The organism is Citrobacter sp. RHBSTW-01044, assembly GCF_013781945.1.
In the GTDB taxonomy this organism is placed as follows: domain Bacteria; phylum Pseudomonadota; class Gammaproteobacteria; order Enterobacterales; family Enterobacteriaceae; genus Citrobacter; species Citrobacter braakii.
In genome coordinates this window covers 4000152-4014305 of sequence record NZ_CP056180.1, presented here as the reverse complement: position 1 = coordinate 4014305, position 14154 = coordinate 4000152, and the positions used below count along the sequence as shown (strand labels likewise).

The window sequence follows — 14154 nt, the reverse complement described above, 5'->3', positions numbered from 1 at the left end:
ATTATTAGCCGTTTACTTGACCTTCCCGTAAGGGGAAGGGTTATGCTTAAAAGATAGCCTGCTTAAGCTGCTGAATATAAGGAAGTGATTATGCAACGTCGTGACTTTTTAAAGTACTCCGTGGCGCTGGGCGTCGCGTCAGCGTTACCTCTGTGGAGCCGGAGCGTATTTGCTGCAGACCGTCCCGCATTACCCATTCCAGACCTGTTAACCGCAGATGCCTCTAACCGTATGCAGCTGATCGTGCAAGCCGGACAGTCGAGTTTTGCAGGCAAAACAGCCACGACCTGGGGATATAACGGCAGTTTGCTCGGGCCGGCGGTCAAGCTGAGTAAAGGGCAATCGGTGACGGTGGATATCCATAACCAGCTTGCCGAAGAGACGACGTTGCACTGGCACGGGCTGGAAATCCCCGGTGAAGTCGACGGTGGCCCGCAAGGTATTATTCCGGCGGGTGGGAAACGTTCTGTGACCTTCACACCGGATCAGCGCGCGGCAACCTGCTGGTTCCACCCGCATCAGCATGGGAAGACCGGTCATCAGGTGGCGATGGGCCTGGCCGGACTGGTGCTGATTGAAGATGAAGAGATTCGCAAGCTGCTGCTGCCTAAGCAGTGGGGCATTGATGATGTGCCGGTGATTATTCAGGATAAACAGTTCTCTGCTGATGGTCAGGTTAACTATCAACTGGACATCATGACCGCTGCCGTCGGCTGGTTTGGCGATACGCTGCTAACCAATGGGGCGATTTATCCTCAGCATGCTGCACCGCGCGGTTGGCTGCGTCTGCGTCTGCTAAATGGTTGTAACGCACGCTCACTGAATATCGCGGCCAGCGACAATCGTCCTTTGTACGTTATTGCCAGCGACGGCGGACTGTTGGCGGAGCCAGTAAAAGTAACCGAACTTCCTATGCTGATGGGCGAACGCTTTGAAGTGCTGGTGGATGTGAGCGACGGTAAAGCGTTTGATCTGGTCACTCTGCCTGTGGGTCAGATGGGCATGGCGATTGCGCCATTTGATAAGCCGCATCCGGTGATGCGCGTTCAGCCGCTGCTGATTACCGCTTCCGGCACGTTGCCGGATACGCTGACATCCATGCCGGCGCTGCCATCGCTTGAGGGGCTGACGGTGCGCAAACTGCAATTATCGATGGACCCAATGCTCGACATGATGGGCATGCAAATGTTGATGAAGAAGTACGGCGCTCAGGCTATGGCGGGTATGGATCATGGCAAGATGATGGGCCATATGAATAATGACAATATGGGCCACGGGAACATGAAGCATGGCAATATGAACCACGGTGAGATGGGGAATATGCAGCATGGTGACATGGGCAACATGAAGCATGGAACATTCGATTTCCATAATGCCAACCGGATTAATGGTCAGGCGTTTGATATGAATAAACCGATGTTTGCCGCGGCGAAAGGTCAACACGAACGCTGGGTGATTTCCGGTCAGGGCGACATGATGCTGCATCCGTTCCACATTCACGGCACGCAGTTCCGTATTCTGTCTGAAAATGGCAAAGCGCCTGCTGCGCACCGCGCGGGATGGAAAGATACGGTGCGGGTAGAGGGCGGCGTGAGCGAGGTGCTGGTGAAATTTGACCACGACGCGCCAAAGGAACATGCCTATATGGCGCACTGCCATTTGTTAGAGCATGAGGATACCGGGATGATGCTCGGTTTTACCGTATAAACAGCGGCGGATAGCGGTGGCGCTATCCGCTAAATGTTTATTCCAAAAACGGATTATTACTCTATCGTCGAGTAAAGGCATTCATATACTGATGAGGTTAATCACTCATCACGAGGTATTCATGACCCTTTTGCGTAAAGTATTGACGGCATCTTTTATTATGCTTCTGGCGGTTTCGGCACAGGCTGCGATGAAGATGGAACGCCAACAGATTTCAAAACTGAATTTAAGTCTCGAAATTCCGCAGACGCTCACGCCGATGCCGGACGAAATGGCAAAAATCAAATACCCTTCTGAAAACCGTCCACAGGTGATTTACGGTGACGAACGCGGTAAAGCGTCTCTAGGTATTACCGCCGGGCGCAACGCGTTGCCTGCCGCTCAGTTGGATATGGCAAAGGATGCGACACTGAAGATGCTGACCAACTTCAAGCCGCAGGCGGAACCTGTCACGGTTGATGGACATCAAGCGTGGCTGATTACTTTCCGTTCTCAAGCGCCGGATACTGAAATTCTCAATATGCTGCTGATTACCTCGCAAAACGAGAAAGCGGTGCAGGTCTCCTTCAATATGACCAAAGATCTGGTGGCTCAGTATCAGGAAGCCGCAAAAGCGTCGTTACTGTCACTGAAGTTTGAATAAAAAAACGCCCGCTGATTAGCGGGCGTTGTCCATTTTACTTCGCGTCGTCCGGCAACGCATATGCCACAATATAATCGCCCATCTTGGTGCCAAATGAGCCGTGGCCCCCGGCGGATATCACCACATATTGCTTACCGTTAACTTCATACGTCATCGGCGTTGCCTGGCCGCCTGCCGGAAGCCGACCCTGCCACAGTTTTTCACCGTTGCTCATGTTGTATGCGCGCAGATAGTTATCGGCAGTCGCGGCTATAAACAGCACGTTACCCGCGGTGGAGATAGGTCCACCCAGCATCGGCATCCCCATATTGAACGGCACCGGAACCGGCATTGGGAATGGCATGCTGTCCTGTGGCGTACCAATGCGTTTTTTCCACACCACTTGATTGGTTTTCAGATCTACGGCGGAAATGTAGCCCCATGCTGGCTGTTTACACGGCAGACCAAATGGTGAAAGGAACGGATTGAGCGTTACGCCGAACGGTACGCCGTACTGCGGCTGAATACCTGACTCCGTGCCAGTACCTTTGGCATCTTTCGGCGGCTCCATCGGATTGCCGGGACCGCGTGGGATCAGCTTAGAAACGAACGGCAGCGCCATCGGGTTGGCAATGGCTACCTGACGGTTGGGATCAACGGAAATACCGCCCCATTCGAACATGCCGAGGTTACCCGGGAACACCAGAGTGCCTTGCTCTGAAGGCGGGGTAAAAATGCCTTCATAGCGCAGCTGGTGGAACATTACGCGGCACGCCAACTGGTCAAACATGGTTGCGCCCCACATATCCGCACCACTGAGATCTTTTTGCGGACGGAAACTGAGATCGGAGAACGGCTGGGTTTTGCTGACATAATCACCTTTGGCTGCACCTTGCGGCACCGGTTTTTCCGGGGCAGGCACCACCAGTTCACCATTACGGCGGTCGAGCACAAAGATATTACCGGTTTTTGCCGGGGCATAAATGACCGGGATTTTCTCTCCATTGACGTTGATATCCGCCAGGGTTGGCTGTGCCGGTAAATCCATATCCCACAGATCGTGGTGAACGGTCTGATAGCTCCAGGCCAATTTCCCGGTCGTGGCATTTAACGCCAGAATGGCGCTGGCGTAACGTTCCTGTTCCGGTGTGCGGTTACCGCCCCAGATATCCGGCGTGGTAACGCCCATGGGTAGATACACCAGATCCAGCTTCGCGTCGTAGGCCGCAGGCGCCCAGGAGTTGGGTGAATTAAAGGTGAAGGTATGTTCATCTGACGGGATGAAATTAGGATCCTTGGCTCCGGGATCAAACGCCCACAGAAGCTTGCCGTTATTGACGTCAAAACCACGTATCACCCCGGATGTTTCGCGGGTTGAGTAGTTATCGGTTACCGACCCGGCAATAACGATAGTTTTATCGGTGATTATCGGGGGAGACGTCGGTTCGTACAGGCCCGGTGAGGTATCCGGCATATTGGTCTGCAGATTCAAAATACCTTTATTGGCGAAGGTTTCGCACAGCTTGCCGGTCTCGGCATTCAAGGCAAACAGTCGACCATCATTGACCGGCAAAAGGATGCGGCGCGGACAGTCGGCCATCACCTCTGCAGAAGCTGTATCCGGTCTGGCTTCATGATAAGAAACGCCGCGACAGGTTACGTGCTGGAAGCTGGTATTGGTATTGAGTTGGGGATCGAAATGCCACTTCTCTTTCCCGCTGGCCGCATCCAGGGCGAACAGCCGCTGATGGGCGGTACACAGATAAAGAGTATCCCCCACTTTTATTGGCGTGACTTCATTGGTGATTTCACCGGGATCGTTGGGTTGTTTTAAATCCCCGGTACGAAATACCCAGGCTTCTTTCAACTGATGAACGTTGTCAGCGTTAATTTGTTTTAACGGTGAGTAGCGTTGACCTTCCTGATTGCGACCGTAAGCCGGCCAATCCTCGTCGGCAACCGCTGAGATTGCATCGGCCTGAGAGGTATCTGCACTCAGCGTGCCGTGAACCTCTTGTGGGTCGTTGAAGCCAGCCCAGGTCAGTATACCGCCGCTAATCAGCAGGGCCACCACCAGCGCCGCTACTGCGCCACTGGAAGGGATAATCAGGCGATGCCAGACGAAAGGAAGGATAAGCCAGATACCAAAGAAGACCAGGATGTCGCTACGCGGCGTCAGCGCCCAGAAATCAAAGCCGACTTCCCAGACGCCCCAAATCATGGTGGCGAGAAGCAGGGCGGCATACAGCCAAAGGGCGGAGCGGTTACTGCGCCACAGCAGGAGAGCCACACCGAGCATGGCAAGGCCCGCGATCGGGTAATACCAGGAGCCACCGATGGCGACCAGCCAGCCTCCACCAATCAGGAGATATAGTCCACAAAGTGCCGCAAACAGGGCGCTCAGGGTCACGATAAGCCGTTGAGAACGTACGTTGTTATTTGCCATAAAAAATACCATCACAGGTGTTATTTCTTTAATAGCAGTTAATTATAGGAGCTAAAACGCGTGATAAACGTCACATTATGAACTTTATCAACAGATGCCGCGTATGAATGCTTTTGCTGGTATACTGCGTGCCTTGCGCTTAGATGCTGGCTTATTAAAAGTTAGCATTGAGTGATTTGTTTTTAAATCATATGGTTAGAGATATGAAACATACTGTTGAAGTCATGATCCCGGAAGCGGAGATCAAAGCGCGTATTGCTGAACTGGGACGTCAGATTAACGAACGTTACAAGGACAGCGGCAGCGATATGGTGCTGGTTGGTCTGTTACGCGGCTCATTTATGTTTATGGCCGACCTGTGCCGTGAAGTGCATGTCTCCCACGAAGTCGATTTCATGACTGCTTCCAGCTATGGCAGCGGAATGTCCACCACGCGCGATGTTAAAATCCTGAAAGACCTGGATGAAGACATTCGTGGCAAGGACGTGCTGATTGTCGAAGACATCATCGACTCCGGTAACACGTTGTCCAAAGTGCGTGAGATTCTGAGCCTGCGCGAGCCGAAATCCCTGGCTATTTGTACGCTGCTGGACAAACCTACCCGTCGTGAAGTGGATGTTCCGGTTGAGTTTATCGGATTCTCTATCCCAGATGAGTTTGTTGTCGGCTACGGCATTGACTATGCCCAGCGTTATCGCCATTTGCCGTACGTTGGCAAAGTGGTGCTGCTGGACGAGTAATGTCGGGAGCGCCTGATGGCGCTTTGCTTATTCGGCCTGCACGATACTTCCCCGCAGGCCGAAAAGCGACTTAAGCGTCGCTGCCGCTTGTTGGTATCTGCTTGTGATTGGTATGTTTCTGGCTGAGGTTAGACAGCCCCTGGCGATAGCGCTGCTCCAGCGTCTCGCGACTGGTGGCGGTGACGTCCAGATCGCGCAGCAGGCCATCATGAATACCGTAAGCCCAGCCGTGAATGGTAACTTTCTGACCGCGCTTCCAGGCTGAACGCATGATGGTTGAGTGGCCCAAGTTGTAGACCTGCTCCATTACATTCAGTTCGCACAGGGTGTCAATGCGACGTTCCTGCGGCATTTCGCCCAGCAGTGAACTGTGTTTAAACCAGATATCGCGAATATGCAGTAACCAGTTATCTATCAGCCCCTGTTCTTTATTTTCAATAGCCGCCTGTACGCCACCACATCCATAGTGGCCGCAAATAATAATATGTTCCACTTCCAGCACATCCACCGCATACTGAACCACTGAGAGACAGTTCAGGTCGGTGTGAATAACCAGATTGGCAACATTACGGTGAACAAATAATTCACCCGGCTCAAGACCGGTTAAACGTTCTGCGGGAACGCGACTGTCGGAACATCCAATCCATAAAAAGCGCGGATTTTGTGCGTGAGTCAGCGTTTCAAAAAATCCGGGATCCTCTTCTACCAGCATCTTTGACCATAGCGCGTTGTTGCTGATGAGTGTATCTATGTCTTTCATGGAGGCTGTAACCAATTGAATTGCGTTGCGCTAATATAGGGTAACTCCTGATTTATTAAAACCAAATATCAAGCATTAGAATGTAAGGTAAGTAAAAAACCATGACCATTGCTCTGGAACTTCAACAACTTAAAAAAACCTATCCCGGTGGCGTTCAGGCGTTACGCGGAATAGATTTGCAAGTCGAAGCGGGGGATTTTTATGCGCTTTTGGGACCGAATGGCGCAGGCAAGTCCACCACCATCGGGATAATCAGCTCGCTGGTGAATAAAACCTCTGGGCGGGTGAGCGTCTTCGGATACGATCTTGAAAAAGATACCGTTAATGCGAAACGCCAGCTTGGTCTGGTACCGCAGGAGTTTAACTTTAACCCGTTTGAAACCGTGCAGCAGATCGTAGTCAACCAGGCGGGTTATTACGGCGTTGAGTATAAAGAGGCGGTCAAACGCAGCGAATTATATTTAAAGCAGCTCGATTTATGGGAAAAACGTAACGAGCGCGCGCGCATGCTCTCCGGCGGGATGAAACGCCGTCTGATGATTGCCCGCGCACTAATGCACGAGCCTAAATTACTCATCCTTGATGAACCGACGGCGGGGGTCGACATTGAGCTGCGTCGTTCAATGTGGGGTTTTTTAAAGGATTTAAACGACAAAGGCACCACGATTATTCTGACCACTCACTATCTCGAAGAAGCGGAAATGCTGTGTCGCAACATCGGCATTATTCAGCACGGCGAGCTGGTGGAAAACACCTCGATGAAGAGCCTGCTCTCTAAGCTGAAATCCGAGACCTTTATTCTCGATCTGGCGCCGAAAAGCCCGCTGCCAAAACTGGAGGGCTATCAATACCGGCTGGTGGATACCTCCACGCTGGAAGTGGAAGTACTGCGTGAACAGGGGGTCAACAGCGTGTTCTCACAGCTGAGCGCTCAGGGCATTCAGGTATTGAGTATGCGAAACAAAGCGAACCGACTGGAAGAACTGTTTGTTTCTCTGGTGCATGAAAAACAAGGAGATCGCGCATGATGCAGCTTTATTGGGTTGCGCTGAAAAGCATCTGGGCGAAAGAGATCCACCGCTTTATGCGAATCTGGGTTCAGACTCTGGTTCCTCCCGTCATTACTATGACGCTCTATTTTATTATCTTTGGTAACCTGATCGGCTCGCGTATCGGCGAAATGCATGGTTTTAGCTACATGCAGTTTATCGTGCCAGGGCTGATTATGATGGCGGTAATTACCAACTCGTACGCTAACGTGGCATCGTCATTCTTCAGCGCCAAGTTTCAACGCAACATTGAAGAGTTACTGGTCGCTCCGGTACCGACGCACGTGATCATCGCCGGTTTTGTTGGCGGCGGCGTGGCGCGTGGCCTGTGCGTAGGGATCCTGGTAACAGCGATTTCGCTGTTCTTCGTGCCGTTCCAGGTGCATTCCTGGGTCTTTGTGGCGCTTACGCTGGTGTTAACAGCGGTGCTGTTTTCGCTGGCCGGTCTGTTGAACGCGGTTTTCGCTAAAACCTTTGACGATATCAGCCTGATCCCAACCTTCGTGCTGACTCCGCTGACCTATCTGGGCGGCGTTTTCTATTCGTTAACGTTGCTGCCGCCGTTCTGGCAGGGACTGTCCCATCTGAACCCGATTGTCTACATGATTAGCGGTTTCCGTTACGGCTTCCTGGGGATCCACGATGTTCCGCTGGTCACGACCTTTGGCGTGCTGGTGGTGTTTATCGCGGCGTTTTATTTGCTGTGCTGGTACCTGATTCAGCGCGGACGCGGCCTGCGCAGCTAAGTCTTTCTTCCTCTCCTTGCCCGGGAGAGGAAGACTTTTGATGCTTATCACCATTACGGATTTATCACCCTGATAAACTACTTGCCTGCTAAGGAGGTAGGCAATGCTAGGTTGGGTAATTACCTGTCATGATGATAAGGCACAGGATATGCTGCATCGTCTGGAGAAAAAGTACGGCCCGTTGGTTCAATGCCAGGCGGTGAGTTTTTGGCGTGGGCTTAGCTCGAATATGCTAAGCCGCATGATGTGCCATGCCCTGCATGCTACAGACTCTGGCGAGGGTGTGATATTCCTGACGGATATGGCCGGGGCCGCGCCTTACCGCGTGGCTTCGTTAATGAGCCATAAACATCCCCAGTGTGAAGTGATTTCAGGTATCAGTTATCCATTGCTTGAGCGAATGCTTTCGTCGCGGGAATCGATGAGCAGTTCTGCGTTTCGTGATAGCATCGTTGCGCTTGGCGGGCCCGAAGTCTCTAGCCTCTGGCATCAACAACAGAAAAATCCCCCCTTCGTGTTGAAGCATGATTTGTATGAGTATTAATCATTGGTATTGATGGTGCTTTTGCTACAATAGCCGGGGTTTCTCGCCTCGGTTATCTCATATGGTGATGCGCGTTCTGCTTGTTTTATTGCTCCTGTTTTCTGGCAGCATAGCTGCGGCTTTGCCTGCTCGCTACATGCAAACCACCGAAGCGGCCGCCGTGTGGGCGCAGATTGGCAACAAGATGGTGACGGTAGGAAATATTCGCGCCGGGCAGATCCTCGCCGTTGAGCCAATTGCGGCAGACTATTACGAATTTACCTTTGGTTTTGGTACCGGGTTTATTGATAAAGGGCATCTGGAGCCTGTGCAGGGGCGGCAGAAAGTCGACGATGGTCTGGGCGATCTCAATAAACCCCTCAGCAACCAAAGCCTGATCACCTGGAAAGATACGCCGGTTTATAACGCTCCGGATGTTGGTAGCGCCCCGTTTGGCGTGCTGGCGGATAATCTGCGTTATCCGGTTATCAGCAAGCTTAAAGACCGTCTCAACCAAACCTGGTACCAGATCCGTATTGGCGGCAGACTGGCCTATATCAGCGCTCTGGATGCGCAGGAAGACAACGGTATCCCGGTGTTAACCTATCACCATATTCTGCGCGATGAAGAGAATACCCGTTTTCGCCACACCTCCACGACAACCTCCGTACGCGCCTTCAGCAACCAGATGGCCTGGCTACAGGACCGCGGCTACACCACGTTGACGATGTACCAACTGGAAGGCTATGTTCGCAACAATATGAATCTCCCGGCGCGGGCGGTGGTGCTGACTTTTGATGATGGTCTGAAGTCGGTGAGTCGTTATGCTTACCCGATTCTGAAGCAGCACGGCATGAAGGCAACGGCGTTTATTATCTCCTCACGTATCAAGCGCCACTCGCAGAAGTGGGATCCGAAATCACTGCAGTTTATGAGCATCGCGGAACTGAATGAGATCAGGGACGTGTTCGACTTCCAGTCGCATACCCATTTTTTACATCGGGTTGATGCGAATCACCGGCCAATCCTGCTGAGTCGCAGCTATCATAATATTCTGTTTGATTTCGCCCGTTCGCGTCGGGCGTTGTCTCAGTTTAACCCTCACGTTCTTTATCTTTCGTATCCGTTTGGCGGCTATAACGCCACGGCAGTAAAAGCGGCAGGCGACGCGGGATTCCACATGGCGGTCACCACGGTGAGAGGGAAGGTTAAACCGGGGGATAATCCGTTCTTATTGAAAAGACTTTATATTTTAAGAACGGATTCGCTGGAGACGATGTCGCGGCTGATAAGTAATCAGCCGCAGGGGTAAGGGCTGTCAGGCAACCTGTACCGGAATGGCTTTCGCGGTGCGCTTCATTTCGTTGTCGCCTTCAAAGTAGGCCACTTTCGGACGCCAGGTGCGGGCTTCTTCATCAGACATGGTGACGAAGCTGGCGATAATCACAATGTCGCCGACTTCAGCACAGTGCGCCGCTGCGCCGTTCACCGAGATGATTCTGGAGCCGCGTTCAGCCGCAATCGCATAGGTTGAGAAACGTTTACCGTTGGTCACGTTCCAGATATCAATAGCTTCGTTTTCCAGAATACCAGAGGCATCGAGGAAATCCTGGTCGATGGCGCAGGAGCCTTCGTAGTGCAGGTCCGCCTGCGTGACTTTTACGCGGTGGAGCTTGCCTTGCAGCATGGTGCGAATCATAACTTCTATACCCTGTCGTTTACCTTGGCTAAGCAGGCACTACTGGCCTGCTTTGAGAAATTCTCAGGCAGTATTGCCTGATTTTTAACCCCTGTCTACTGGGCTAATGTAACGCTTTGATTATCGATCAGACGTGCCTGACCCAGCCAGGCGGCGGCCAGAATCACCGCGCGTTTACTGGTTTCCGTCAGCTCCAGCAGCGTGTCGGCATCACGAATCTGAATATCGTCGGCACGGAAGCCTTTTTCATTCAGTTCCTGCTCGGCAATGGCAATAATCTCTTCCTGGTCACGATGTCCAGCAAGCAGCTTTTCAGCGATGCCGTTCATCACTTTGTGCAGACCCGGCGCAATTTTTCGCTGCTCTGCGGTCAGATAGCCGTTACGTGAGCTAAGCGCCAGACCGTCTTTGGCGCGAATAATCGGCACGCCAACGATCTCAATGTCATAACCCAGATCCGCCACCATTTTGCGGATCAGTGCGAGCTGCTGGAAATCTTTCTCGCCAAAGCAGGCGATATCTGGCTGGATCAGGTTAAACAGCTTGCTGACGATAGTGGAAACGCCACGGAAATGGCCTGGACGGCTGGCGCCTTCCAGCATGGTGGAGAGACCGGGAACTTCAACAAACGTCTGGCCTTCCAGCCCCTGCGGGTAGATTTCCTCAACGGCAGGCGCAAAAACGTAATCGACTTTACGCTTGTTCAGCTTTTCACAATCTTCCTGCAGCGTGCGCGGATAGCGCACCAGATCGTCCGGTCGGTCAAACTGCATCGGGTTGACGAAAATGCTAACGATCACCACATCAGCCCGCGCTTTTGCCTCATCGACCAGCTTCATATGGCCGTCGTGCAGGTTGCCCATGGTGGGAACCAGAGCGACGCGTTTGCCTTCCTGACGCAGACGACGAATATGCTGGCGCAGCAGCGGCAGGGTTTCAATGATTAACACGACAAGACTCCTTGAGTTGCCTGAGGAACCGTAGGCCGGATAAGGCGTTTACGCCGCCATCCGGCAACATGCAGCGAACCGCCTGATGGCGCTACGCTTTTCAGGCCGATATATGGCCTGAAAAATTAGTGGAAACTGTGTTCTTCGCCCGGATAAACGCCGGACTCCACTTCAGCCATATACTGCCGCACTGCGGCGCGCATGTCGCCTGCTTCATTGAGGAAATTCTTCGCAAATTTCGGGATGTGGCCACCGGTAATACCAAAGGCATCGTGCATGACGAGGATTTGTCCATCGGTGACGTTACCAGCGCCGATTCCGATAACCGGAATCGACAGCGCTTCGGTGACGCGCTTCGCCAGCTCAACCGGCACGCACTCCAGCACCAGCAACTGAGCGCCAGCGGCTTCTAAGGCCAGCGCGTCATCCAGCAATACCTGCCCGGCGTCGCCGCGGCCCTGAATTTTATAGCCGCCGAAAATATTCACCGACTGCGGTGTTAATCCCAGATGACCGCAAACCGGTACGGCGCGTTCGGTGAGCATTTTTACCGTATCCACCAGCCAGGCGCCGCCTTCAATTTTGACCATATTAGCGCCCGCCCGCATCACCACAGCGGCGTTTTCAAATGCTTGTTCCGGCGTGGCGTAAGCCATAAATGGCAGGTCGGAGAGCAGCAGACAGTTGGGAGCGCCACGACGTACGGCACGAGTGTGGTAAGCAATATCTTCAACGGTAACCGGTAGGGTGGAGTCATGCCCCTGAATCGTCATGCCCAGTGAGTCGCCAACCAGCATCACATTAATGCCTTCGTCGGCAAATAACTTAGCGAAGCTGTAGTCGTAGGCTGTAATGGTCGCGAAGCGTTTTTTCTCTTGCTTGCATTTCTGCAGCAGTGAAATGGTGGTGGGTTTCATAACATTTCCTGATGATGAAAGTCATATTTATCGGCATTCTAACAGTCACATTCAGGGGGGCAATTGTTTTAAGCAACCGTTTGGCACTAAAGCAGTAAACGCTGAAGGGGAGGGGATACTTTACCAGTGTGCAGGTTTTGCGGCACCAAGATGGGTGAGGTGCTGATGCAGGCTGATACCCTCCGGGAAGATAAGCTCAGGTGCAATTTCAGCGAGCGGCCACAGCATAAAACCACGGTTTTTCATGTCGTAGTGCGGCACGGTCAGACGTTCGGTGTTAATCACTTCATTGCCAAACAGCATAATATCGAGGTCCAGAGTGCGCGGCCCCCAGCGTTCGGCTTTACGTACGCGTCCCTGTTGCAGCTCAATGCGTTGGGTATGATTAAGCAATTCTTCGGGAGCGAGAGTGGTTTCCAGCGCCACGGCAGCGTTCAGGTAATCTGGCTGATCCTGTGGGCCTAATGGCGGTGTGCGGTAAAAGGAGGAAACAGCGACGATACGGCTGTCGGGAATGTCGCCAATCGCTTTTACGGCAGCATTAACCTGCTCCAGAGGAGAGGCCAGATTACTGCCGAGAGCGATATAGGCGATGGTCACGCGGAACCTTCACGGCGCGGGGCGCGTTTACGCGGGCGACGATGACGACGGCGTTCTGGTTCTTCGTCGAGTTCGTTGAGCATGCCTTTTTGTTCCGGCGGTGCTGAAACCTGGAATTCTCCCCACCACTGCGCCAGACGCTGCAGCTCAGCGTTGTTTTCCACTTCGGCACGCAGGGCCAGCAGATCGTAAGCGGCGCGGAACTTCGGATGCTCCATCAGCTTCCAGGCGCGTTTGCCCTGGCGTCGAGACATGCGTAGCTGCAACTGCCAGATATCACGGGTCAGCGAGGTCAGACGTTTCGGGATCGCCAGCGAGCGGCAGGCTTCATCCAGTACGTCGTTCATCGCCAGTGCGAAGGCATCGTAGTAAGCCAGACCGCTTTCCTGGGCAATTTTCTGCGCAGCTTCCAGTAACGGATACCAGAACATGGCGGCGAACAAGAACGCCGGGTTAACGCGCATATCATTGTGGATGCGGTTATCGGTATTCTTCAGCACCTGAGCGATGATGCGTTCCATTGGGCTGTCACCGTCTTCGGTGAAATAGCGCGTAATGGTGGGGAACAGCGGCTGGAACAGGCTGTACTCACGCAGTTTTTTATAGGTTTCATACCCATAGCCCGCCTGTAACAGTTTGAGTGCTTCTTCAAACAGGCGTGCGGGGGGAATATCGTTAAGCAGTGTTGCCAGACGCGGGATTGGTTCAGCGGTTTCCGGGCTGATACGCATGTCGAGCTTGGCGGCAAAGCGCACGGCCCGCAGCATACGTACAGGGTCTTCGCGGTAGCGCGTTTCCGGATTACCGATCAGGCGAACGATGCCCTCTTCGAGATCCTGCATGCCACCAACGTAATCACGCACGGTGAAATCGGCCACGCTGTAATACAGGCTGTTAATCGTGAAGTCGCGACGCTGGGCATCTTCTTCGATGGAGCCGAAGATGTTGTCGCGCAGCAGCATACCGTTTTGTCCGCGCTGTGAGGTTGTGCGATCGGACTCGCTGCCTTCATGATGACCACGGAAAGTTGCCACTTCGATAATTTCCGGGCCAAACATGACATGGGCCAGACGGAAACGGCGACCAACCAGACGACAGTTACGAAACAGTTTTCGTACCTGATCTGGCGTGGCGTTAGTCGTGACATCAAAATCTTTCGGCTTTTTGCCCAGCAAAAGATCGCGTACGCCTCCGCCAACCAGCCATGCCTCGTATCCGGCCTTATTGAGCCTGTACATTACCTTCAGGGCATTTTCACTGATATCTTTGCGGGAGATAGAGTGCTGCTCACGCGGGATTACCGTCATATGTGGACGGGCGACGGCGAGCTCGGCCTCGCGCTCCTCGCGGCTTAGCACCTTGCGGCAAAAATTAGCGACTCGGGTAAAAATAGTG

14 protein-coding genes are annotated in these 14154 nt (G+C 53.0%); 7 read left to right on the top strand and 7 right to left on the bottom strand.

Going from position 1 to position 14154, the window contains the following annotated elements; translation table 11 throughout:
* Positions 1-90 precede the first annotated feature (90 nt).
* Both cueO and HV352_RS19320 read left to right on the top strand, forming a co-directional pair.
* Positions 91-1707 carry a multicopper oxidase CueO gene (cueO, locus tag HV352_RS19325; protein WP_046275358.1) on the top strand — a complete coding sequence of 539 codons (1617 nt, stop codon included), beginning with the start codon at positions 91-93 and terminating at the stop codon, positions 1705-1707.
* A 121-nt stretch (positions 1708-1828) separates the two neighbouring features.
* Positions 1829-2350, top strand: coding sequence for a hypothetical protein (locus HV352_RS19320; protein WP_075847974.1), 522 nt, complete (start codon positions 1829-1831; stop codon positions 2348-2350).
* A 34-nt stretch (positions 2351-2384) separates the two neighbouring features.
* Here HV352_RS19320 and HV352_RS19315 read toward each other — a convergent pair whose 3' ends face one another.
* Positions 2385-4775 carry a glucose/quinate/shikimate family membrane-bound PQQ-dependent dehydrogenase gene (locus HV352_RS19315; protein ID WP_181634993.1) on the bottom strand — a complete coding sequence of 797 codons (2391 nt, stop codon included), beginning with the start codon at positions 4773-4775 and terminating at the stop codon, positions 2385-2387.
* 203 nt (positions 4776-4978) lie between these two features.
* On the opposite strand from HV352_RS19315, the gene hpt reads away from it, so the two are divergent.
* On the top strand, positions 4979-5515 hold the full coding sequence (gene hpt / locus HV352_RS19310; protein WP_016151732.1) for a hypoxanthine phosphoribosyltransferase: 537 nt from the start codon (positions 4979-4981) through the stop codon (positions 5513-5515).
* A gap of 70 nt (positions 5516-5585) precedes the next feature.
* Here hpt and can read toward each other — a convergent pair whose 3' ends face one another.
* Positions 5586-6275, bottom strand: coding sequence for a carbonate dehydratase (gene can / locus HV352_RS19305; RefSeq protein ID WP_016151733.1), 690 nt, complete (start codon positions 6273-6275; stop codon positions 5586-5588).
* 101 nt (positions 6276-6376) lie between these two features.
* Between can and HV352_RS19300 the strand changes: the two genes are divergently transcribed.
* The 4 genes from HV352_RS19300 to HV352_RS19285 all read left to right on the top strand — a co-directional run bounded on the left by HV352_RS19300 (position 6377) and on the right by HV352_RS19285 (position 9905).
* Positions 6377-7303: an ABC transporter ATP-binding protein gene (locus HV352_RS19300; RefSeq protein ID WP_046275357.1), complete on the top strand. Its 927-nt coding sequence runs from the start codon at positions 6377-6379 to the stop codon at positions 7301-7303.
* Positions 7300-8070: an ABC transporter permease gene (locus tag HV352_RS19295; protein WP_003829467.1), complete on the top strand. Its 771-nt coding sequence runs from the start codon at positions 7300-7302 to the stop codon at positions 8068-8070. The genes HV352_RS19300 and HV352_RS19295 overlap by 4 nt, the downstream gene beginning before the upstream one ends.
* A gap of 103 nt (positions 8071-8173) precedes the next feature.
* On the top strand, positions 8174-8614 hold the full coding sequence (locus HV352_RS19290) for a PTS sugar transporter subunit IIA (protein ID WP_016151735.1): 441 nt from the start codon (positions 8174-8176) through the stop codon (positions 8612-8614).
* Positions 8615-8675: 61 nt separating this feature from the next.
* Positions 8676-9905 carry a polysaccharide deacetylase family protein gene (locus tag HV352_RS19285; protein ID WP_181634992.1) on the top strand — a complete coding sequence of 410 codons (1230 nt, stop codon included), beginning with the start codon at positions 8676-8678 and terminating at the stop codon, positions 9903-9905.
* Positions 9906-9911: 6 nt separating this feature from the next.
* On the opposite strand, the gene panD is transcribed toward HV352_RS19285, so the two are convergent.
* From panD to pcnB, 5 genes are all read right to left on the bottom strand, one after another.
* The gene (gene panD / locus HV352_RS19280; protein ID WP_000621526.1) at positions 9912-10292 is read right to left on the bottom strand and encodes an aspartate 1-decarboxylase; all 381 of its coding nucleotides are present in this window, start codon (positions 10290-10292) and stop codon (positions 9912-9914) included.
* A 95-nt stretch (positions 10293-10387) separates the two neighbouring features.
* The gene (gene panC / locus HV352_RS19275) at positions 10388-11242 is read right to left on the bottom strand and encodes a pantoate--beta-alanine ligase (RefSeq protein WP_016151737.1); all 855 of its coding nucleotides are present in this window, start codon (positions 11240-11242) and stop codon (positions 10388-10390) included.
* A 125-nt stretch (positions 11243-11367) separates the two neighbouring features.
* Positions 11368-12159 (bottom strand): 3-methyl-2-oxobutanoate hydroxymethyltransferase, encoded by a 792-nt coding sequence (panB, locus tag HV352_RS19270; protein WP_003829230.1) that lies wholly within the window; start codon positions 12157-12159, stop codon positions 11368-11370.
* 120 nt (positions 12160-12279) lie between these two features.
* Positions 12280-12759 carry a 2-amino-4-hydroxy-6-hydroxymethyldihydropteridine diphosphokinase gene (folK, locus tag HV352_RS19265; RefSeq protein WP_049269196.1) on the bottom strand — a complete coding sequence of 160 codons (480 nt, stop codon included), beginning with the start codon at positions 12757-12759 and terminating at the stop codon, positions 12280-12282.
* Positions 12756-14150 (bottom strand): polynucleotide adenylyltransferase PcnB, encoded by a 1395-nt coding sequence (gene pcnB, locus HV352_RS19260; protein WP_203457720.1) that lies wholly within the window; start codon positions 14148-14150, stop codon positions 12756-12758. The genes folK and pcnB overlap by 4 nt, the downstream gene beginning before the upstream one ends.
* Between the last annotated feature and the right edge of the window lie 4 nt (positions 14151-14154).

Bases quoted from the DNA above. Each gene is read 5' to 3' on its own strand.
- cueO (WP_046275358.1), top strand. From the start codon at position 91: ATGCAACGTCGTGACTTTTTAAAGTACTCCGTGGCGCTGGGCGTCGCG.
- HV352_RS19320 (WP_075847974.1), top strand. From the start codon at position 1,829: ATGACCCTTTTGCGTAAAGTATTGACGGCATCTTTTATTATGCTTCTG.
- HV352_RS19315 (WP_181634993.1), bottom strand. From the start codon at position 4,775: ATGGCAAATAACAACGTACGTTCTCAACGGCTTATCGTGACCCTGAGC.
- hpt (WP_016151732.1), top strand. From the start codon at position 4,979: ATGAAACATACTGTTGAAGTCATGATCCCGGAAGCGGAGATCAAAGCG.
- can (WP_016151733.1), bottom strand. From the start codon at position 6,275: ATGAAAGACATAGATACACTCATCAGCAACAACGCGCTATGGTCAAAG.
- HV352_RS19300 (WP_046275357.1), top strand. From the start codon at position 6,377: ATGACCATTGCTCTGGAACTTCAACAACTTAAAAAAACCTATCCCGGT.
- HV352_RS19295 (WP_003829467.1), top strand. From the start codon at position 7,300: ATGATGCAGCTTTATTGGGTTGCGCTGAAAAGCATCTGGGCGAAAGAG.
- HV352_RS19290 (WP_016151735.1), top strand. From the start codon at position 8,174: ATGCTAGGTTGGGTAATTACCTGTCATGATGATAAGGCACAGGATATG.
- HV352_RS19285 (WP_181634992.1), top strand. From the start codon at position 8,676: ATGGTGATGCGCGTTCTGCTTGTTTTATTGCTCCTGTTTTCTGGCAGC.
- panD (WP_000621526.1), bottom strand. From the start codon at position 10,292: ATGATTCGCACCATGCTGCAAGGCAAGCTCCACCGCGTAAAAGTCACG.
- panB (WP_003829230.1), bottom strand. From the start codon at position 12,159: ATGAAACCCACCACCATTTCACTGCTGCAGAAATGCAAGCAAGAGAAA.